At 66.1% G+C, this 19,051-nt stretch carries 17 protein-coding genes and 3 tRNA genes; 11 read left to right on the top strand and 9 right to left on the bottom strand.

Features of this window, described 5'->3' with window-relative positions:
- Positions 1–39 precede the first annotated feature (39 nt).
- A tRNA-Leu gene (locus AC1DK9_RS13300) sits at positions 40–122 on the bottom strand.
- A 385-nt stretch (positions 123–507) separates the two neighbouring features.
- On the opposite strand from AC1DK9_RS13300, the gene AC1DK9_RS13295 reads away from it, so the two are divergent.
- Genes AC1DK9_RS13295 through pknB form a run of 7 tightly spaced genes read left to right on the top strand, consistent with a single transcriptional unit; the run spans position 508 to position 10,104 of the window.
- Entirely contained in the window at positions 508–1,251 is a 744-nt protein-coding gene (locus AC1DK9_RS13295) for an FhaA domain-containing protein (RefSeq protein ID WP_476861395.1), read from the top strand.
- Positions 1,248–1,730, top strand: a complete 483-nt coding sequence (locus AC1DK9_RS13290; RefSeq protein WP_476916200.1) for an FHA domain-containing protein FhaB/FipA — start codon at positions 1,248–1,250, stop codon at positions 1,728–1,730. Before AC1DK9_RS13295 ends, AC1DK9_RS13290 begins: the two co-directional genes overlap by 4 nt.
- 2 nt (positions 1,731–1,732) lie before the next feature.
- Positions 1,733–3,400 (top strand): PP2C family protein-serine/threonine phosphatase, encoded by a 1,668-nt coding sequence (locus AC1DK9_RS13285; protein ID WP_476916199.1) that lies wholly within the window; start codon positions 1,733–1,735, stop codon positions 3,398–3,400.
- Positions 3,397–4,854 (top strand): FtsW/RodA/SpoVE family cell cycle protein, encoded by a 1,458-nt coding sequence (locus AC1DK9_RS13280; protein WP_476916198.1) that lies wholly within the window; start codon positions 3,397–3,399, stop codon positions 4,852–4,854. The genes AC1DK9_RS13285 and AC1DK9_RS13280 overlap by 4 nt, the downstream gene beginning before the upstream one ends.
- Positions 4,851–6,308 carry a peptidoglycan D,D-transpeptidase FtsI family protein gene (locus tag AC1DK9_RS13275; protein ID WP_476916197.1) on the top strand — a complete coding sequence of 486 codons (1,458 nt, stop codon included), beginning with the start codon at positions 4,851–4,853 and terminating at the stop codon, positions 6,306–6,308. The genes AC1DK9_RS13280 and AC1DK9_RS13275 overlap by 4 nt, the downstream gene beginning before the upstream one ends.
- Positions 6,305–8,116, top strand: coding sequence for a protein kinase domain-containing protein (locus AC1DK9_RS13270; RefSeq protein WP_476916196.1), 1,812 nt, complete (start codon positions 6,305–6,307; stop codon positions 8,114–8,116). The genes AC1DK9_RS13275 and AC1DK9_RS13270 overlap by 4 nt, the downstream gene beginning before the upstream one ends.
- A gap of 5 nt (positions 8,117–8,121) precedes the next feature.
- Positions 8,122–10,104, top strand: coding sequence for a Stk1 family PASTA domain-containing Ser/Thr kinase (gene pknB, locus AC1DK9_RS13265; protein ID WP_476916195.1), 1,983 nt, complete (start codon positions 8,122–8,124; stop codon positions 10,102–10,104).
- A 12-nt stretch (positions 10,105–10,116) separates the two neighbouring features.
- Here the strand turns inward: pknB and AC1DK9_RS13260 are convergent, their stop codons facing one another.
- Positions 10,117–10,758 (bottom strand): aminodeoxychorismate/anthranilate synthase component II, encoded by a 642-nt coding sequence (locus tag AC1DK9_RS13260; RefSeq protein WP_476861402.1) that lies wholly within the window; start codon positions 10,756–10,758, stop codon positions 10,117–10,119.
- Between the two features lie 171 nt (positions 10,759–10,929).
- Complete coding sequence (locus AC1DK9_RS13255) at positions 10,930–11,739, bottom strand: class E sortase (RefSeq protein ID WP_476916241.1); 810 nt, start codon at positions 11,737–11,739, stop codon at positions 10,930–10,932.
- A 180-nt stretch (positions 11,740–11,919) separates the two neighbouring features.
- Here AC1DK9_RS13255 and AC1DK9_RS13250 point away from each other — a divergent pair, with 180 nt between their 5' ends.
- Both AC1DK9_RS13250 and AC1DK9_RS13245 read left to right on the top strand, forming a co-directional pair.
- Positions 11,920–12,174, top strand: coding sequence for a cell division protein CrgA (locus AC1DK9_RS13250; protein ID WP_476861403.1), 255 nt, complete (start codon positions 11,920–11,922; stop codon positions 12,172–12,174).
- Positions 12,175–12,294: 120 nt separating this feature from the next.
- Positions 12,295–12,900 (top strand): DNA-3-methyladenine glycosylase I, encoded by a 606-nt coding sequence (locus tag AC1DK9_RS13245; RefSeq protein WP_476916194.1) that lies wholly within the window; start codon positions 12,295–12,297, stop codon positions 12,898–12,900.
- Between the two features lie 1,059 nt (positions 12,901–13,959).
- Here the strand turns inward: AC1DK9_RS13245 and AC1DK9_RS13240 are convergent.
- A complete protein-coding gene (locus AC1DK9_RS13240; protein ID WP_476916193.1) occupies positions 13,960–14,853 on the bottom strand; it encodes a rhomboid family intramembrane serine protease in 894 nt (297 codons plus the stop codon).
- Between the two features lie 8 nt (positions 14,854–14,861).
- Entirely contained in the window at positions 14,862–15,407 is a 546-nt protein-coding gene (locus tag AC1DK9_RS13235; protein ID WP_476861406.1) for a peptidylprolyl isomerase, read from the bottom strand.
- A gap of 154 nt (positions 15,408–15,561) precedes the next feature.
- On the opposite strand from AC1DK9_RS13235, the gene AC1DK9_RS13230 reads away from it, so the two are divergent.
- The gene (locus tag AC1DK9_RS13230; protein WP_476916192.1) at positions 15,562–16,512 is read left to right on the top strand and encodes a hypothetical protein; all 951 of its coding nucleotides are present in this window, start codon (positions 15,562–15,564) and stop codon (positions 16,510–16,512) included.
- A gap of 155 nt (positions 16,513–16,667) precedes the next feature.
- On the top strand, positions 16,668–17,543 hold the full coding sequence (locus AC1DK9_RS13225; RefSeq protein WP_476916191.1) for a glycosyltransferase family 2 protein: 876 nt from the start codon (positions 16,668–16,670) through the stop codon (positions 17,541–17,543).
- Positions 17,544–17,573: 30 nt separating this feature from the next.
- On the opposite strand, the gene AC1DK9_RS13220 is transcribed toward AC1DK9_RS13225, so the two are convergent.
- The 4 genes from AC1DK9_RS13220 to AC1DK9_RS13205 form a co-directional block, all read right to left on the bottom strand.
- A complete protein-coding gene (locus AC1DK9_RS13220) occupies positions 17,574–18,488 on the bottom strand; it encodes a DMT family transporter (RefSeq protein ID WP_476916190.1) in 915 nt (304 codons plus the stop codon).
- Between the two features lie 118 nt (positions 18,489–18,606).
- Positions 18,607–18,682 (bottom strand) — tRNA-Ala (locus tag AC1DK9_RS13215).
- Between the two features lie 70 nt (positions 18,683–18,752).
- On the bottom strand, positions 18,753–18,890 hold the full coding sequence (locus AC1DK9_RS13210; protein ID WP_476916189.1) for a DLW-39 family protein: 138 nt from the start codon (positions 18,888–18,890) through the stop codon (positions 18,753–18,755).
- A gap of 38 nt (positions 18,891–18,928) precedes the next feature.
- Positions 18,929–19,002, bottom strand: a tRNA-Ile gene (locus AC1DK9_RS13205).
- Between the last annotated feature and the right edge of the window lie 49 nt (positions 19,003–19,051).

Genomic DNA, 19,051 nt, shown 5'->3' with positions numbered 1-19,051 from the left:
AAGAACCCCGGTCCGAAGACCGGGGTTCGTTCATTTGCGTGCGCGAGGGGGGATTTGAACCCCCACGCCCTTTCGGACACTGGCACCTGAAGCCAGCGCGTCTGCCGTTCCGCCACTCGCGCGCAACTTCTTTCACTGCTGAAGGCCCGGAAACCGGACCAGCAACCTCGTAAAAGCAGCGAGATCAAGCATAACGGACAATTGCGGGAAAACACCAATCGGGGCTGTCGGGGTGCCAAACCGGCGCGATTACGGCGCTCAAAAACGGACCGGCCAGCCCCCGGCGGCTCCCGCGCTGTCCCAGCCGTCCGCCGGACATCCGCGCACGTCAGGGCCGGTCCGGAGCAAATTTGCCGGCCGCAGCGGCGGGCCGCATTAAGGCCATTCCCAGCCTTGCCCAGTAGTATCTGATGTAGGAGTGCCCGGATACGGCGGACTCCCGCGAATGTTGGAAACCGAGTTCCCGAACAAACGCTGCACCGCAGCTGCCAGGAAAGGAGAAGGACCATGGGCTTGCTGGACAAAGTCGAGCGCGGCATCGAAAAGGCCGTCCGCGGAGTCTTCTCCACCGGTTCCCGCGCGCAGGTTGAGCCGGTTGAGATAGCCAGCCACCTCCGCCGGGAAGTGGACAACAAGGCCCTCACCATCGCCGCGGGACGCACCCTGGCCCCTAACGTTTTCGATGTCCTGCTCAGCGCTGACGATTTCCAGCGGGCCCAGGAATGGGGAACGCCCCTCGCGGAAGAACTGTGCGACGTCGTCATCAACCACGTCCGCAGCCAGGGGTACACCCTGCAGGGTCCGGTGCGCATCAGTTTCCGCCGCGACGAGGACCGCCGCGCCGGCGATTTCGAGATCACTTCCCGAACCGAAAAGGCCGGCGGCTCTCCCGCCCAGCCCGGCAGCCAAGGCGTCATGCCCGCCGCCCCGAACCGCCAGCCCGGCCGCCTCCAGCCCGTGCTGGACATTGACGGCCAGCGCTATTCGCTGAACGCGCCCTCGGTGGTACTGGGCCGTTCCTCCGAAGCGGACATCCTGATCGACGACACAGGGGTGTCGCGCCGACACCTGGAAATCCGCACCGGCCAGGGCACGGCGGAGGCCATCGACCTAGGCTCAACGAACGGCAGCTACGTGAACGGCCACAAAGTCGTGGGCAGTTCGGAACTTACCGACGGCGCCACAATCACGATGGGACGGACCAAAATCATTTTCCGCCTTCTGCCCGCCAACCCGGGCGGCCGCCCGTGAGCGAACTGACCATCACTGCCCTGCGCTTTGGTTTCCTAATCCTGCTGTGGGTCCTCATCTTCAGCATCGTCTCGGCCATGCGCCGGGATCTCATGATCGGGCGCAAAGCCGCAGCCGGCGCCCCCACGGCCCGGCAGGTACGCCGGAACCCCTCGTTGGCCGAGCCCGCACCCGCCCCGGCGAAGCAGCAGGCGCGCCAACTCGTCGTCACGGAAGGACCGCTGAAAGGCACCACCCTTCCGCTGGCTGCGAGCCCCATTCTGCTCGGCCGGGCACAGGAAGCCACTCTGGTCCTGGAGGATGACTACGCCTCCGGCCGGCACGCACGCCTGTTCCCGCAGGGCAGCCGCTGGTTCATCGAGGACCTCGGCTCCACCAACGGCACATATCTGGCAGACCAGCAGCTGACCCGGGCCCTTCCGGTTGAGCTGGGTGTCCCCGTGAGAATCGGCAAGACGGTCATTGAATTGAGGCCGTAGCCATGGCTGCCCCGGAATCCCCCGCAGACAAGGCAGCAACTGCCTCGAAGCGGCCGCTCATCATGCGCTACGCCGCGCGCTCCGACGTCGGCCGTGTGCGTGCCAAAAACGACGACTCCGCTTACGTTGGCCGCCACCTCGCCGTCGTCGCCGACGGCATGGGCGGGCACGCCGGCGGAGACGTGGCGTCCGCCGCAACCGTGCTGGACATGATCCATCTGGACCGCGACGACTACGACGTGGAAGCCGGCGAGGCGGACACCGTCCTGGCCGACGAGATCCAGACCGCCAATTCGCTGCTGTCCGAACTGGTCCACATGAACCCGAAACTCGCCGGGATGGGGACCACCGTTACTGCCCTGCTGCTGGCCGGGGGCAAGCTCCACTTCGCGCACATCGGCGATTCGCGCGCCTACCGGCTCCGCAACGGCAAGTTCGAGCAGGTCAGCGTGGACCACACCTTCGTCCAGCGGCTCATCGACGAGGGCCGGCTGCGCCCCGAAGAGGCCGAAACGCACCCGCACAAGAACGTCCTCATGCGGGTCCTCGGCGACGTCGATGCCAGTCCCGAACTCGACCTGGACGTGCTCGACGTCGAACCCGGGGAACGCTGGCTGCTCTGCTCCGACGGGCTCAACTATGTTGCCGGCCATGTTGTCGAGCGCACCGTCCGGGAGACCAAAAGCCTGCGCGAGTGCACCGAGAAACTCGTCGACCTCACGCTGGAGGCCGGTTCCCCGGACAACGTGACAGTCGTCATGGTGGACATCGCCGAACCGACGCCGGACGACGTCAATACCGCCGCCGTCGAGGTCATTCCCGAGCCTGCAACCGTAACCGCGACAGCGCCGGCTTCCGGGACCACACCGCCGCCCGGCACACCGGCCACGCCGCCGCCCGGGAGCGCCGGCAGCACCTACGCCGGCAAGACGTCCGAGAATGCCGGTGGGGACGCCGGCGAGGCGAAGGAACCCCAGCCCTCCACGGACCCGCACCTTGGCGAGCACTTGTCCGCCGAAGTCCTGCGTGAAGAACTCTCCACCCGCCCCCATGAACTCGTGGGCGCGGCGGCTTCCGCCGCCGCTTCCGGCTCCATTCCGTCCATCGCCGGCCGCACGGTGGCCCGCCGGGCGGCCACGGTGCTGACGCACAAGGCCGAGCCGGACAAGGAAGAATCCGAGGACTTCAAGCCCCCGGTCAGGCACCGCCGCTGGCTGACCATTTCCATCGCGGCGGCGATCGTTGCCGTGCTTGGCATCGGCCTGTGGCTCGGCTACGCCTGGACGCAGACCCGGTATTACATCGGTGAGCACGACCAGCGGGTTGCCATTTTCAATGGGGTCTCCCAGCGACTGGGCCCCATTCCACTCTCCACCCTCGAGACGGTGACCGATATTCGGATGTCTGACTTGCCTGAGTTCTCGCAGCAGCGTGTACGCCAGACTGTTCCCGCGCGGGACCTTTACGACGCGCAGCGGATCGTCAAGAACCTTCAGCGGACCGGCACGACGGCGCCCGCCGACGAGTGCCTGACGCCCTCCCCCACGCCCAGCACCAGCACGGCTAAGGCCACCGCGCGCGCCACTTCCGGCGCGGCCTCCCGGTCCAAATCGGCCACGCCGACCCCGACGCCGACGCCGTCCCCGACTTACTGTGAGGGGGGCAAATGACACCGATCGATCCCACGCCCAAGCCGCGCCGCAACGCCGAGCTGCTCCTGCTGGTCCTGGCCCTCGCGGTCGGGATTGGTGCCAACGCGCTCGTCGGTGTCGACCGGCAAAAGGCCTTCGACACCGATTTTTGGTTCCAGTCCGGCCTCCTCGCGGCGGCGGCGCTGGCTTTCCACGTGGTGCTGCGCCTCCGCGCGAAGTATGCCGATCCGGTAATACTTCCGCTCGTGGTGGCCCTCAACGGCCTCGGCCTGGCGATGATCCACCGTCTCGACCGCGTCGGGGAAGACACCGGCAATAACCAGCTGCGCTGGACCCTTGTGGCGATGGCCGTTGCCATCGCGGTGATCTTCGTCCTCAAGGACCACCGGCTGCTGCGCCGCTTTACCTACATCTCCCTCGCGGTCAGCGCGGTGCTGCTGATCCTGCCGCTGGTGCCGGGCATTTCCGCGGGCGAAGTGCTGGGCGCCAGCGTCTGGATCAAGCTCGGGTCGATGACTTTCCAGCCGGGTGAAATCGCGAAGATCACGCTCGCCATCTTCTTCGCCGGCTACCTCTCCTCCAACCGGGACCTGATCCTGCTGGCGGGCCGCAAGATCGGCCCCGTGCAGTTCCCCCGGTTCAAGGACATGGGTCCCATGATCACGGCGTGGCTGGTCAGCATCGGGGTGCTGATCTTCCAGCGCGACCTCGGTACCTCGATCCTGTTCTTCGGGCTGTTCCTGGTGATGATCTACGTCGCCACCAGCCGGATCAGCTGGGTGATTATCGGCGTCGTCCTGATGGTGGGCGGCGGCTTCGTGGCGTCAAAGGTCTTCTCGCACGTGGCCCTCCGGATCGACGGATGGATCAATGCCTTCACCCCCGAGGTCTATGACCGCGAGTTCGGCGGCAGCCGGCAGATCGTCGAAGGGCTCTTCGGCATGGCCAACGGCGGGCTGGTCGGCACCGGCCTGGGCCAGGGCCGTCCCAATCTGGTCCCCTTCGCCAACAGCGACATGATTGTCGCTTCCTTCGGCGAGGAACTCGGTCTGATCGGCGTCTTTGCGATCGTGCTGATGTACCTGCTGCTCTTCACCCGGGGTTTCCGGGCGGCACTCGGGACCCGGGACGCGTTCGGGAAGCTGCTCGCCACGGGCCTGTCCTTCGCCATCGCGCTGCAGTGCTTCGTGGTGATCGGCGGTGTCACCCGCCTGATCCCGCTGACCGGACTGACGACGCCGTTCCTCGCCGCCGGCGGTTCCTCCCTCCTGGCGAACTGGATCATCGTCGGACTGCTGCTGATGATCTCGCACACGGCGCGCGGGCCGGTGGACACCACGCCCTTGCCCCCGGGCCAGGATCCTGAAGTGAAGAACGACACCACGGCCCTGCCGCCGAAGCCGGTAACGGCACCGGCCCGCAGAGCCAGCACAAGTCCGGACGCTCCCACCGAGGCGGTGAAACACCTGTGAACCAGGCCATTCGCAACTCCTGGATCGCCGCGATCGCCATGTTCGCGCTGATCTTTGGTGCGCTCAGCTACGTCCAGGTGGTCGGCGCCGACGAACTCAAGGCCAACGCCTGGAACAAGCGCACGCTGCTGCAGAACTATTGCAACGACCGCGGGGCCATCATCGTGGGCGGCAAGCCCGTGGCGCAGTCCGTCGCGGGCAGCGAGAGCTGCCAGTTCCAGCGCAGCTACCCGCAGCCCGAGCTCTACGCCGGCATCACCGGATACTTCTCCAAGAACTATGGCCTGACCGGCATGGAACTGGCGATGAACGAACAGCTCGCCGGCAGCTCGGACCAGTTGTTCCTCGACCGAGTGGGCCAGCTGTTCCTGGGCAACCAGCCGAAGGGTGCCTCGGTAGAGCTGACTCTGGACCCGAAAATCCAGAAGCTTGCCTACGACCTGATCCCCGAGGGCCAGCGCGGCTCGATCGTGGTGTCGAACCCTAAGACCGGTGCGATCCTGGCCATGGTCTCGAAGCCGTCGTATGACCCCAACCTGGTGGCCACCCAGGATGCAGACGCTGAAGCAGCCAACATCACCAAACTGAACAAGATTCCCGGGATCAACCTGAACCAGTCCGTGAGCGGTCCCACCGGTGCGCTGCTGGCCCCGGGGTCGGTCTTCAAGATCGTGGACACGGCGGCGGCCCTCAGCTCCGGCAAATACAACAAGGACAGCGTGCTGCCCAACCCGGCCGAGATGCCGTTCCCGGGGATCCAGTACAAGCTGCCGAACTACGCCGGCGGCAACTGCTACACGAGGGACAAGGCCTCGTTCGCCTTCGCCCTGCAGCAGTCCTGCAATACCCCGTTCGCCAGCATCGCGATCGACCTCGGCCAGAAGGCGATCGAGGAACAGGCCGCCAAGTTTGGCTTCGGCGAAAACTTCGGCGACCAGCTGAAACTGGGAATGGCCAAGAGCACCTTCCCGAGCGAGCCGCTGGACGACGCAGGCCTGGCGCAGTCGGCCATTGGCCAGCGCGACGTCCGTGCCACGCCGTTGCAGATCAACATGATGACCGCCGCCATCGCGAACGGCGGCGTCCAGATGAAGCCCAACCTGATCAAGGCCCTGCGGTCTCCCGATCTGCGGATTCTCAACGAGCCCAGGCCCGAGGCGCTCCGGACGTCCACCAGCCCGGAAATCGCCCGCCAGATCACCGAGTGGATGACGAGTGTGGTCAGCGAAGGCATCGCCGGCGGCGCCGCAGTTCCCAACGTCGAGGTGGCGGGCAAGACCGGCACTGCCGAGCTCGGCACCGGCCTGAACAATTCTTGGTTTACCGGGTTCGCCCCGGCGAATGACCCGCAAGTGGCGGTCACGATTGTCATGCAAGGCGTGGACATCACCACCGGCGCAAATCTAACCAGTCCGAACGCGAAGAAGATTTTTGAGGCGGTGTTGAATAAGTGAGGCCTACATCGGGAATCACCCTCGGCGGCAGATTCCAGCTGACCACACGCATTGCGATCGGCGGCATGGGAGAAGTCTGGAAGGCCAAGGACCTGATCCTTGGCCGGATCGTGGCGATCAAGGTCCTCAAAGAGGAATACACCGGCGATCCGGGTTTCCTGCAGCGTTTCCGGGCCGAGGCGCGGCACACCGCCCTGCTGAACCACGTCGGCATCGCCAACGTCTTCGACTATGGCGAGGAAGAGGGCTCCGCCTACCTCGTCATGGAACTCGTTCCCGGACAGCCGTTGAGCAGCATCATCGAGCATGAGCAGGTGCTCTCCCCGGACCGGACCCTCTCGATGATCTCCCAGACGGCGCGCGCCTTGTCCGTTGCGCACGCCCAGGGCCTCGTGCACCGCGACATCAAGCCGGGCAACCTGCTCATCACCCCGGACGGCCGGGTCAAGGTCACCGACTTCGGCATCGCGCGGCTGGCCGACCAGGTCCCGCTGACGCAGACCGGCCAGGTGATGGGCACGGCCCAGTATCTGGCTCCCGAACAGGCCACCGGCCAGACGGCGACCGGCGCTTCCGACATCTACTCGCTCGGCGTGATCGGCTACGAGTGCCTCACCGGGCACCGTCCGTTCTCCGGTGAATCCCAGATTGCGATTGCGCTGGCCCAGGTCAACGACGCTCCGCCGCCGTTGCCCGACACCCTGCCCCGGCCCGTCCGTGCGCTCCTGATGTCGATGCTGGCCAAGGATCCCAAGAACCGTCCTGCCGACGCGATCAAGCTGGCCGAGGCATCCGACGCCATCCGCAACGGGGATATAGCCGCTGCGCACGCGGCCGTTCCGGGCATGCTGCTCTTCGAAGCGGCTACCGGGCCGATCACCGCTCCGGTGAATCTCCCCACCGCCGCGACCGGCGTTATCTCCGCGGAGGACAGGTCGACGTCGGCGTTGCCGGTGATCGGCGCCGCAGGTGCTGGCGCTGCGGCCGGCCTCGCTGCCGGCGCCGCCGCTGCGAGCGGTCACGGCGCCCGCAGTGCCCTCTCCCGGGCCGATGCGCTGGCTGCGGAGCGCAGCTGGGTTCCGGAGGAGGAAGAAGACTATGACGGCTATGAGCCGGAGGAGCAGGAGCCTCAGCGCAAGGGCCGCAGTCCGTGGACCTGGCCGTTGATCGCACTGATCCTCCTGGTGTTGTTTGCCTTGGTGGGGGTGGTCCTCTCGCAGGCGGGGATCTTGTTCCCCTCGTCGCCGGCCGCCACCAGTACCAGCGCCAAGGCCAGCACCACGAGCGCTGCGCCGACCTCCAAGAGCCCCAGCCCGACGGTTAGCTCGGCCACGCCGACCCAATCGACTCCGGCCGCCATCAACCTGATTCCGGACGCCTACAAGGGCCGCCCGTACAACGACGTCCGGTCCGAGCTGAACGGCCTCGGGTTGCAGGTCAAGGGCAATCAGATCGCTGACCCCGCCGCTCCCGGAACGGTGCTCGATATCGATCCCTCGGGGCCGGTACAGCCGGGCGACACCATCACCGTGAGCTACTCCAAGGGGCCGGAGAAGGTTGCCGTCCCCTCGTTCCAACAGGGCGACAGCGAGAAGCAGGTCCAGCGCGCGATCGAACAGGCCGGCCTGCGCTGGCAGAAGGGTGATCCTGTGGCGGGCGACGGAACCCAGCCCGAGGGCACCTTCGTAAGCTCCGAACCCGCATCGGGTTCTCAGGTCCCTGCCGGTTCCGTAGTGACCTACCACCTCGCCGCCGCGCCGGCGCCCGCCTCGGACTCGCCCTCGCCGAGCGCCAGCTCCACCAAGTAGGCACCGTGTCAACTTCACCCCGCACTCCATCGCACCGGGAGGACAGCAGCCCGGCGTCGGCCCAGCGCGTCCTCAGCGGTCGCTATGAGCTGGGTGAGCTGATCGGCCGCGGCGGCATGGCTGATGTGTTCCGCGGACTCGATACCCGGCTGGGCCGGACGGTTGCCATCAAGCTGCTCCGTCCGGACCTAGCTCGGGACCCGCAGTTCCAGGCCCGGTTCAAGCGGGAGGCACAGGCCGTCGCGGCACTGAACCATCCCTCCATCGTTGCCGTCTTCGACACCGGGGACCATGCGGTCCCGGGCGGTCCCGAGGACAACGTGCGCGTGCCGTACATCGTGATGGAGTACGTCTCGGGCAAGACCATCCGCGACCTGATCCGGGCCAAGGAAGTCACGATCGACCAAGCGATCGATTTTTCGCTTGGCGTGCTGTCCGCCCTCGAATACAGTCACCAGGCCGGAATCGTGCACCGCGACATCAAGCCCGCAAACGTCATGTTCTGTCCCGATTCCAACAGCGTAAAGGTGATGGATTTCGGAATAGCCCGTGCCATGGCCGACTCTTCGGCGACGATGACGCAGACCCAGGCTGTGGTGGGGACGGCCCAGTATCTTTCCCCCGAGCAGGCCCGGGGCGAAACAGTCGACGCGCGCAGCGACCTCTATTCGGCTGGCTGCCTGCTCTACGAGATGCTGACCGGACGGCCGCCTTTCGTCGGCGACAGCCCGGTCTCCGTCGCCTATCAGCACGTACGGGAAATTCCGGAACCGGCCAGCAGCCTGAACCCGGACGTGTCCGCAGCGCTGGACAGCGTGCTGGCCAAGGCGCTGCAAAAGAACCGGGCAGACCGGTTCCAGGACGCTGCTTCTTTCCGGCGGGCGCTCCGGGCAGCCCGCAGCGGCGTCGCTGTGGCGCTCCTGCCGGCCAGCGAGGCACCGACCGATCCGAACAACACGGTTGCCGGCACCGGCCAGGTGGCGCCCACGGCGGCCTTGGCGCTGACCGGGGCCAAGTTCCTCGACGACGCCCCGTCCGGACGCATCCCGACGCCGTTCTCGGTGCCTGACGACGAGGCTTCCGCCGCCCAGTCCGGCCCGGCCCCGCACAGCGCACCGGACACCGATGGCCTCGAACTGAGCCTTCCGGCCGAACGCGAACCCACCCCCCGGCAGAAGTCCCGCCGTCGGATGTGGATTGCCACGCTGGTGATCTTCACCCTGCTGGTCCTCTCCGGTGGCGGCCTGTGGCTCTACAACACGGTCAACCAAAAGCCTGCACCGGTAGCCAAGGTGGACGTCCCCCCGGTCACCTCGCTGACCGAATCCGAGGCGCTGCAAAGGCTCTACAACGCCGGGCTGAAGCCGGAACTGAAGCGCATCCAGCACGAGAAGATCCCCAAGGGCATCGCCGTCGGCACCGAGCCCACCGCCGGGAGCTCGCTGGAGAGCGATTCGGAGATCACCCTTAACATCTCCGAAGGTCCCAGCGTGATCACCATCCCGAAGGACCTGCCCGGCCGGACCGAGGCGGACGCCAGGGACGAACTGCGCCGGACTGGTCTGACCGGTGCCCCAACGACCACCCTGAACAACAGCCCCAATGTGCCGGCCGGTATCGTCATTACCACCAACCCGGCGCCTGCCCAGACTGTGGCCGTGGACAGCACCGTGGAGATCATCGTGTCTACCGGCAAGGTGGCGGTCCCGCAGCTTATCGGCCTGCCGAAGGCCGAGGCTCAGGCAGCACTCAAGAAAGTCGGCCTGCTGGCCATCATCAAGGAAGTCGAAAACACGCAGGTCCAGCCGGGCAAAGTGACGGCGCAAAGCGATGCGGCTCAGGCCGCCGTCGAACAGGGCAAGGCGATCACCGTCACCGTGGCCAAAGCGCCGCCGCCCCCGCCGACGCCTACGCCCACACCGACGCCTTCGCCGACCCAGACGGATGTCACGGAAGGCGTCGGCAAGCTGCTGGACCCCGGCGCCTAGCAGCGCACCGGGTTAGTGCTGGATTAGCGGGCTCAGTGCCGCTGCCCGCGCCGCCGCTCCTGCCATGCCGAGTGATTCGAGCCAGTTCCCCAGCATCAGGTAACCGCCTTCGGTGAGGACCGACTCGGGGTGGAACTGGACGCCGCACAGCGGCGCAGTGCGGTGCTGGAGTCCCATCACGACGCCGGTGCCCGTCTCTGCGGTGATTTCCAGAACCTCCGGTATGCTTTCGCGCACTGCCGCGAGTGAGTGGTAGCGCGTCGCCGTAAAGGGCGACGGCAGGCCGCCGAAGACGCTGGTCCCGTGGTGTTCGACGAGCGAGGTCTTGCCGTGCATCAGTTCCGGGGCGTGAGTGACGGTCCCCCCGTACGCCTCGGCCAGCGCCTGGTGTCCGAGGCAGACGCCCAACATGGGCTTGTCGTGGCTGCCGCACCATTTGATCAGCTCGATGCAGACTCCGGCGTCCGCCGGTGCACCGGGACCGGGGGAAATCAGGACGCCGTCGCGGGCCTCCGCCATCTCGATCGCCTCGGCAAGCGTCACGTCGTCGTTGCGGACCACGGTGGTCTCCGCGCCGAGCTCCTGGAGGTAGCCGACCAGGGTGTAGACAAAGCTGTCGTAGTTGTCTACGACCAGGATCTTGGTTGTGCTCATGGGTGCCTTGCTAAACCAATCGTCGAATCAGTGAACGGGCCAAATTGCGCCATCCAGGGAAATAGGAACTGAACCATCAATACCAGCACGCCGCCCAGCAATACCAGCGACGTGACAATCCGCAGCCATAGAGGCCCGGGGAGCTTGCGGAAAATCCATCCGTACATGGGTCTAGCCCTCCCCGAGGGTGCGGGCCAGCTGGGCGGCTATTTCAGCCGGGGGCCCGGCGGAAGCGGGCTGCCAGCGCTCGAGCACGGAATAGGCGATGATCCGTTCCTGTGAACCGAAACGCGGGTTGCAGCTTGTCATAGCGAGGTAGCTTTCCGTCGGGGTTGCGGCGGGCTGGCCAGGCACGGGCAGCAGCACCTCCGTGGCGGTGGGCCGCACGATCTCGGTGTTACGGAAGCGGTAGACGTAGTATCCGTCGCGGGTCTGCACGTAGATCCTGTCGCCCGGAACCAGGGTGTCGATGTTGTCGAGGACAGCGCCATGGGTCTGCCGGTGCCCGGCCAGCGCGAAGTTTCCCGCCGCGCCGGGCATCGCGGTGCCGCCGTAGTGCCCAAGCCCCAGCGAGTCCAGGACCTCGGGCGTGGTTCCCTGCACCACGGGCCGCGTGTAGTCGGCACCGAAGCGTGGCACGTAGACGACGCCGATGGTCGTGCCGGGTGCAGGCTCAGGGGCGACAGCGGCCCTCCCGGGGCTTGCAGCAGCCGGGCCGGGGTTGGTTCCGGAGTTCGACCCCTTGGAGCCGGGGGCGGCGGGACCGGCCTGGTCCCGCGCGAAGACCTTGACGACCTCGCGTTGCCGGGCGTCGGCGTCGAGGTTTGTCCACCACAGCTGCCACGCCACAAACAGGAGGAGGATTACGCCCGCGGTCAGGAGCAACTCGCCGCCAAACTGGAGGGCAAGGGACAAAGCCCGCCGTGGAGCTTTGTCCCCGCCACGTGCAGGCGCGGCCAGGGATTCGGCCTTCTCCTGCAGCACCGTGGGCTCTCCTTAGGACATCGGCAGCGGGCGGGGTGTGGCCTGAACTACAGCTAGAATTGGCTGCGATTAGGATTTCAAACTTCACCAAGGGCGCGTTGACCGCCGGCTGTTCCGTTTCCTGCAGGATATCAAGCCGAGGCGCCGCACCCGATCCAGCCCCGTCAAGGAGGACCCGTGCCCGAGTCGAAGCCGCGAAAGAGGACTGCCAGCGTCGCACAGCAGACTTCTGCGACGCAGGCCTACAAGCCCAACCCCGTCTGGTTCAAGCCGGTGATGTTCGGCCTGATGATCATCGGACTGCTGTGGATCATCACCTTCTACATCAGCGAAGGCACCCTCCCGGTCCGGGACTGGGGATCGTGGAACATCGTCGCTGGATTCGGCATCGCCATCGCGGGCTTCCTGATGACCACGCGCTGGCGTTCCTAGGCGCCATTTCCATTTAGCAGCAGGCCGGCACACCCAGTGTGCCGGCCTGCTGCGTTAAGCGCCCACTGTTCCCGGGCGGGCGATAATGCTGGAAGCCAACTCTTCAGCAAAGGACTCCAGATGACCCCCGACGTCAGCGGCTGCATCATCGGCGACGATGGTTTGGCCAGGCCGGCCTGGGCAGCCACAAACCCGCTCCTGCGCGACTACTACGACACGGAGTGGGGGCTGCCGGTCCGTGACGAACAGGGCCTCTACGAACGGATCAGCCTCGAGGCGTTCCAGGCCGGCCTGTCCTGGGCGACGATCCTGCGCAAGCGGGACGCCTTCCGCGCGGCGTTCGCCGACTTCCACCCCGACACGGTGGCCGCGTTTACCGAGGACGACGTCGAGCGCCTGCTGCAGGATGCGGGCATTGTCCGCAACCGGCTCAAGATCCGCGCCGCGATAACCAACGCCCGGGCCACCGTGAACCTCAGGGACGACGGCGGACTGGTGGACTTCGTGTGGAGCTTCCAGCCCGACAGCACCCCGGAGCCCACCGCATTGGCCGACATCCCGACGAGTTCGCCGGAATCGGTCGCTCTCTCCAAAGCCCTGCGCAAGCGCGGCTTCGCCTTCGTCGGCCCCACCACGATGTATGCCCTGATGGAGGCCATCGGGATGGTGGACACCCATCTGCTCGACAGCCACCGGCGCGGCACCTCGGGCGTCTGGCTCCGCTAGCGAAGCCCCCGGGTCCACAGCTGTGCACAACAATCCATAAGTTATCCACAGGCTGTTGATTGACCATGCCGAGGACCGCGCCCGGGTACGGGCCCGATTGGCCCGTCAGCGCATTCAAATCAGGGAAGCAAGGTGCCCTCGGCGGCCGAATTACAAGGCTGTGAGTTATTAACAGTGTGGATTTTCTGTGGATAACTGCCTTCGTTCCCAATCTAGGCGCACTCCACGGGGTGCGCAGCCGTTCACTCGTCCGTTTGGCGGGCCTGGCCTGGGGCTCGACGCCTCTCGGAAGGCTTGGGCGGTGCTGGGCTGTGCCCAAGGCCTGGCCCCGGGCACTTGTCCACTTAATAACAATCCGCTACCCACAACTTATCCACAGGTGGGGATAAGCCCTCATCATCCAGCTCCCCGTGGCGTCGTGAGAGCCCGCAACGGCGCGTTCCCGGTGACGAAACTCAGAGGATCAAGTTATTAACACTGTGAAAAACCCTGTGCATAACCGGCTATAAATCAGATAAATGCGCATCCCACCGCCTTCGTACTCCTGACACAGCCAGGGTGTGGAGCTAATGGCGCCGCCGGCTCCGACGGCGGCTTCCGGCCCCGGCGGCTGACGCGGGAAAGGGGACCGTGCGGTGTCGACCCGCCGTCTCTGAAGCGGTCGTGGGGAGCGGGTTCGTCGTTCTTGGGGAAACCCCTCCCCGAACGCGGAGTTGTCCACTTAACCACAAGTGATCCCCAACGAGTTATCCACAGGTGTGGAGAGTTGTGGGTGCGCCGTGCAGAATTTGCCAGCTGGGGCTGTCAGATCCGGCACGCCCAGCTGAACTACAGGCTTGTAAGTTACCAACAGTGTGGATAACCCCTGTGGAAAAGCTGCCGGCGCGGCTCAGGCGGGGCGAGGGCGGTGCGCGGGGCAATGGGTGCGGTGGTTGCGAAAGAGCGCGGCAGTTCGAGAGCAGAGCATCCCGAATCCGGGCAGCCTCGGTCCGAAACCGTAGCGGAGAGCGCGCAGAGCCTAGAGTGGGCCGGAGAGCTGGCGAGCCGGGGGCGGTGAGCCTAGGCAGGCACGGAGGTTGCCGCGGCGTGCAGGGCGGTGGCCGCTATCAGCAGGCACAGCACCACGGCAAGGCCGGCTGCCTGCAGGAGACCCTGGCGACGGCCCCGCGGCACGTAGGCGATCACCGCGGCGCACAGCGCCCCGGTGACCAGGCCGCCGAGGTGCGCCTGCCAGGCGATCTGGGGGATAACAAAGCCAATGACGCCGTTGATGGCGATCAGGACCCACAGTTGGCGGGTGTCGCCGCCGCGGTGGCGCTGGACCACCAGCATGGCGCCGAAGAGGCCGAAGATGGCGCCGGAAGCGCCCACCACACCGGTGACTTCCTGGCCCGGTGCATAAGCCGGGGTCAAAAGGAGGTAGCCGACCGATCCGCCGATGGCGGACAGCAGGTAAAGGGCCAGGAAGCGGACACGACCCAGAAGGGGTTCCAGCGCCTGGCCGAACATCCACAGCATGTACATGTTGAGCACGATGTGGAGGATGAAGCCTTGGGAATGAAGGAAGGCGGAGGTAAGCATCCGCCAAGGTTCGAATGCCCCGTACGCGGGGTTGGCGTAGGGCGTGGCGAAGGCGAAGTCCTGGTAGATCCCGTCGTTGGGAACTATCCACTGCAGCACATACACCAGTACGCAGGCCGCGATGATGGCGAGGGTGGCCAGTGGCCTGCCCAGCGCGACGGCGCCGCCGTACACCGAGCGGGGCGTCGGCGTCGTACGTTTGGTTTCGTTGACACAGTCAACGCACTGGAATCCGACGGCGGCCGCCCGCTGGCAGTCGGGGCACGCAGGGCGCCCGCACCGCTGGCACCGCACGTAGGCAGGCCGGTCCGGGTGCCGGGGGCACACCGGGATCTGCGCGGACGGCTCCGCCGCCGGAATTCCGTAGCTCATGGCTTGGGCTAGAGCTGTTCTACGTCAATGCTGTTGATGACGACGTCTTCGACGGGGCGGTCGCCCATGCCGGTGCGGACGCCTTCAATGGCGTCGACAACCTTCTTGGATTCCTCGTCCGCCACCTCGCCGAAGATGCTGTGCTTGCCCTGCAGCCAGCCGGTCGGGATGGTGGTGATGAAGAACTGGGATCCGTTGGTGCCCCGGCCCATCTGGATGCCCGCGTTGGCCATGGCCAGCTTGTAGGGTTCGTTGAAGGTCAGCTCCGGGTGGATTTCGTCGTCGAACTTGTAGCCCGGTCCGCCGATGCCGCGGCCCAGCGGGTCGCCGGCCTGGATCATGAAGTCCTTGATGATGCGGTGGAAGATCGTGCCGTTGTAGAGCGGCGTACCGGTCTTGTCCTCACCGGTTTCCGGGTGCGTCCAGGCCTTCTCACCGGTGGCCAGGCCAACGAAGTTGTCGACCGTCTTGGGTGCGTGGTTGCCGAAGAGATTGACGACGATGTCGCCGAGGCTCGTGTGGATAGTGGCTTTTGCAGTTGCGTTGGCAGTCATGGCCCTATTCTTCCACGGCAGGCCCTCGCGCACAGGGCCGCATTGTCAGTTCCGCGCTGGGTGAAATCGGGCCGAAATCGCCCCTGAGAATAGCCGGTGGAGTCCGGGACACGTAGGCTAACTGCAGAACCGTCACATTAATCGGGAGGTAGTTGTGAAGAAAACGGATCGTATTGCCCGTGAGCTGGAGCAGTCAGTCAGCACCGCAGTGGAAAACGCCAAGGACTGGGCGGGCCCGCGTGTTGAAGCAGCAGTTGACTGGGCTGTTCCCCGTCTGCAGCAGAGCCTGGATACCGCTTCTCCCAAGATCCAGGAGGGCTTGAAGTCAGCGGCCCACAACCTGGCCGACGGCGTAGCTACCGTGACCCCCCGGATCCAGGACGGGCTGGCCCAGCTGGCCCCGAAGATCCACGATGCCGTCGAAAGCGCCACCCCCCGGCTGCACGATGCCCTGGACAAGGCCACGCCGGTGATCGCCAACGCCCGCGACCGCGTCGTCGTCGAGTACCTGCCCCGTCTTTCGGACCAGATCGGCCACGCCTCCGACGCCGTGCACCGCACCCTGGAAGGTGCCCCGGCCCACGTGGACGCTGTGGCTCAGCGGCTGGTTGATTCCGGCGTCGTCCACAACATCCAGGAGCAGGCGCAAACCGCTGGCCAGCAGATCAAGGCCGCTGCTGCCGAAGCTACGCGTGCCGTCACCGGCGAGATCGCGAAGCCGCAGAAGCCCAAGCACCGCGGCTTCCTCATCTTCGGCGTCATCGCAGCGGCCGTGGCCGCGGGCGTCGCCGCTTGGAAGGCCTCCAAGCCGATCGAGGACCCCTGGAAGACTCCCGCTCCGGTCACGCCCGCGACGCCGGCTCCGGTGCCGGCGACCACGGTCACCGACGTGAAGGAAGACGTCAAGAAGAGCGTCAGCGAAACGGCCGAAGATGCCGCCGACGCAACCGTTGCCGCAGCAGACAAGGCGGCCGAAGCCTCCGCTGACGCTGCCGACGCCGTTGCTGCCCAGTCCGGCGATTCCTCGGCAAAGGTTGCGACCGACGCCAAGACCGCCGTGCGGAACATCGCTGCAAGCCTGAACGGCGACGATAAGACCAAGTAGCCTGCCGTCTGCCGGTCACACAAACCGGCAGCCCAAGGCCCGCTCCTTAAGGAGGGATTCCGCCGTTGGCGGGGTCCCTCCTTTTGGTTTTCTTTCGCCGAGCGAGTCGCCCGGCTAAAGGCCGCATAAACGGCGCAGGTGCTAAATTTGGGGGGATGTCACCCGTTGAGCCCTCCGTGGATGCCCCACACGATGCTGAGCCGCCCCCGGCCGTCTCCATCGTCATTCCGGCGTACAACGAGGAAAGCGTCATCCGACAGTGCCTCATTGCCGCCATCTACCAGTCCGTGCCGGCGCACGAGATCATCGTGGTGGACAACATGTCCAAGGACCGCACCGCGGAGATAGTCCGGCAGATGCAGATGGAATACCCGGAGAGCCCGATCATCCTGATCAGCCAGGACCGGGACCAGGGACTCATCCCCACCCGGAACTTCGGCCTCGACCATGCCAGCGGCGATATCCTGGGCCGGATCGACGCCGACTCGGTGCTGGAACCGGACTGGGTGGAACAAGTCCAGCGGGCCTTCGCAGACCCGTCCGTGCACGCCGCCACCGGCCCCGTCGTCTACTACGACATGCCGATGCGCCGCTTCGGCCTCAAAGCCGACGACAAGATGCGCCAGCTGATGCTCAAGCTGGCCAAGCACCAGTACCACTTCCTTTTCGGCTCGAATATGGCGCTCCGCCGTTCCGCGTGGGAGACCATTCGGCTGGAGACCTGCCGGGACGAGAAGGATGAGATGCATGAGGACATAGACCTCTCCCTCCACCTCGCCGACCACGACCTGCGGATCCAGTACTGGCCGCAGATGGTGTCCGGGATGTCCGCGCGCCGGCTTGAGGACTCACCCCGCGACTACCGCTACTACGTCACGCGCTTCGACCGCACCTACAAGGCGCACAACGTCAAGAAGATGGCCCTCAAGGCGCCTATGGTGGTGTTCTTTTCGGTGTATTTCCCGGCCAAGCTGCTACGCGCCATCCACACCGTGAACACCGCCCAGCCGGCCCGTCGCGGCGGTCAGTAGACCCGGCAGGCACGGACCCGACCGCCGACGTTAGTCGGTCCCCAACTCCGCGAGCCGGGCCGCGCTGCGCCGTACGGCGCGGGAGCGGCGCTGGCCCATCACCACGACGGCGAGGCCCACAAGGATCATCCCCAGGCCGGCGTAGGTTCCCGCCGGCAGTGTCTCGCCCAGGAACGCCGCCGCCAACAGCGCCGCGCCCGGGATTTCCAGCAGGATGATCATCGAAACCAGCAGCGGGCTCATCGTCGCCAACAGGTGGTTGAAGGCCGTGTGTCCCACCAGCTGCGCACAGACCGTAATGGCCAGGATGCCCAGCCAGCCGGTCGCGTCGAAGCCTGCCAGCGGCTGACGGGTGGCCAGCGCCAGCACCGCAACCAGAGCGGCACACATCCCGTAGCAGAGCGTCGTGTAGACGCCGGTACCCATGGTCTGGCGGGCCTTGCCGCCGGCCAGGGTGTAGATACCCGCCAGCACGCCTCCGGCAACCGCTAGGAGGTCCCCAACCAGGGCCTGCGGCGAACTGCCCATGTCGAAGCCGGTGATGGCCACGACGCCGCCGAAGGCGAGGCCGAGGCCGGCGAGGACCTGCCAGCGGTGCCGGACCCCGCGGAAGAGCTGGAAAACGGCGATCCAGCCCGACTGCAGGCAAACGAGGGCAGTCGCGGCCGCAACCGAGGTCAACTGCAGCGAGGTGATGAAGCAGGCGAAGTGCAGTGCCAGGGCCACCGCCGCCGCCAGCGACCAGCGGAACTCGCTGCCGGTGACCCGGCCGAACTGGCGGGGCTGGCGAACCAGCACGGGGCCGGCCATCACGGCCGCACCGATCGCGTTGCGCCAGAAGGCAATGGCGAGGGCGCTGACAGACGTGGCGCCCAGGGTGGCGGCAATCAAGGGGCCGGAGGAGGCGACACCCAGCACGCCAAGGGCGGCGAGGAAGAAGTTCACGCTCCCACAGTAGTGTGCCGGCGCCGGCCTCCCGGTTACCTGGTCGACCGTTACGGGGATCCGGGACTTAACGCAAAAGGTCCCGGCCAGCGTTTCCGCTGGCCGGGACCTTTCCCTATGGTGGAGGCACGGGGACTCGAACCCCGAACCCCCTGCTTGCAAAGCAGGTGCGCTACCAATTGCGCCATGCCCCCATAAGAAGCAACCCGTCAATCATACCCCAGTGCCGTAGAGCCGTTGCCAGCTCCCTGCCGGGGTTCCGGGCTAATCAACCGTGTCGGTCGACTCGCTCCAGACTGCCTTCCGGGCCTCGGATTCCTGCACCTTCCTGTAGAGCAGGACGCCTGCGATCGTGGCTGCAACAACCAGCAACTTCTTCACACGCACCCCGTTCCGTTCCACATTTACGCGGACCTTTACAGGAACCAGTACAGGTTCCGTGGGCGTACCAGGACTTGAACCTGGGACCTCTTCGTTATCAGCGAAGCGCTCTAACCGCCTGAGCTATACGCCCCGATGCCTCATCGGGCCGAGATATGACTTTACAGCACATCCCGGCCCGA

The sequence above is a fragment of the Arthrobacter sp. 01T414 genome, from assembly GCF_056398965.1.
The sequence above is the reverse complement of the archived record's forward strand: the minus strand, read 5'-3'. Positions and strand labels throughout refer to the sequence as shown.

What these genes read in the sequence shown, in the direction of transcription:
- AC1DK9_RS13295 (WP_476861395.1), top strand. Translation starts at nt 508, where the DNA reads ATGGGCTTGCTGGACAAAGTCGAGCGCGGCATCGAAAAGGCCGTCCGC.
- AC1DK9_RS13285 (WP_476916199.1), top strand. Translation starts at nt 1,733, where the DNA reads ATGGCTGCCCCGGAATCCCCCGCAGACAAGGCAGCAACTGCCTCGAAG.
- AC1DK9_RS13280 (WP_476916198.1), top strand. Translation starts at nt 3,397, where the DNA reads ATGACACCGATCGATCCCACGCCCAAGCCGCGCCGCAACGCCGAGCTG.
- AC1DK9_RS13260 (WP_476861402.1), bottom strand. Translation starts at nt 10,758, where the DNA reads ATGAGCACAACCAAGATCCTGGTCGTAGACAACTACGACAGCTTTGTC.
- AC1DK9_RS13245 (WP_476916194.1), top strand. Translation starts at nt 12,295, where the DNA reads ATGACCCCCGACGTCAGCGGCTGCATCATCGGCGACGATGGTTTGGCC.
- AC1DK9_RS13240 (WP_476916193.1), bottom strand. Translation starts at nt 14,853, where the DNA reads ATGAGCTACGGAATTCCGGCGGCGGAGCCGTCCGCGCAGATCCCGGTG.
- AC1DK9_RS13235 (WP_476861406.1), bottom strand. Translation starts at nt 15,407, where the DNA reads ATGACTGCCAACGCAACTGCAAAAGCCACTATCCACACGAGCCTCGGC.
- AC1DK9_RS13225 (WP_476916191.1), top strand. Translation starts at nt 16,668, where the DNA reads ATGTCACCCGTTGAGCCCTCCGTGGATGCCCCACACGATGCTGAGCCG.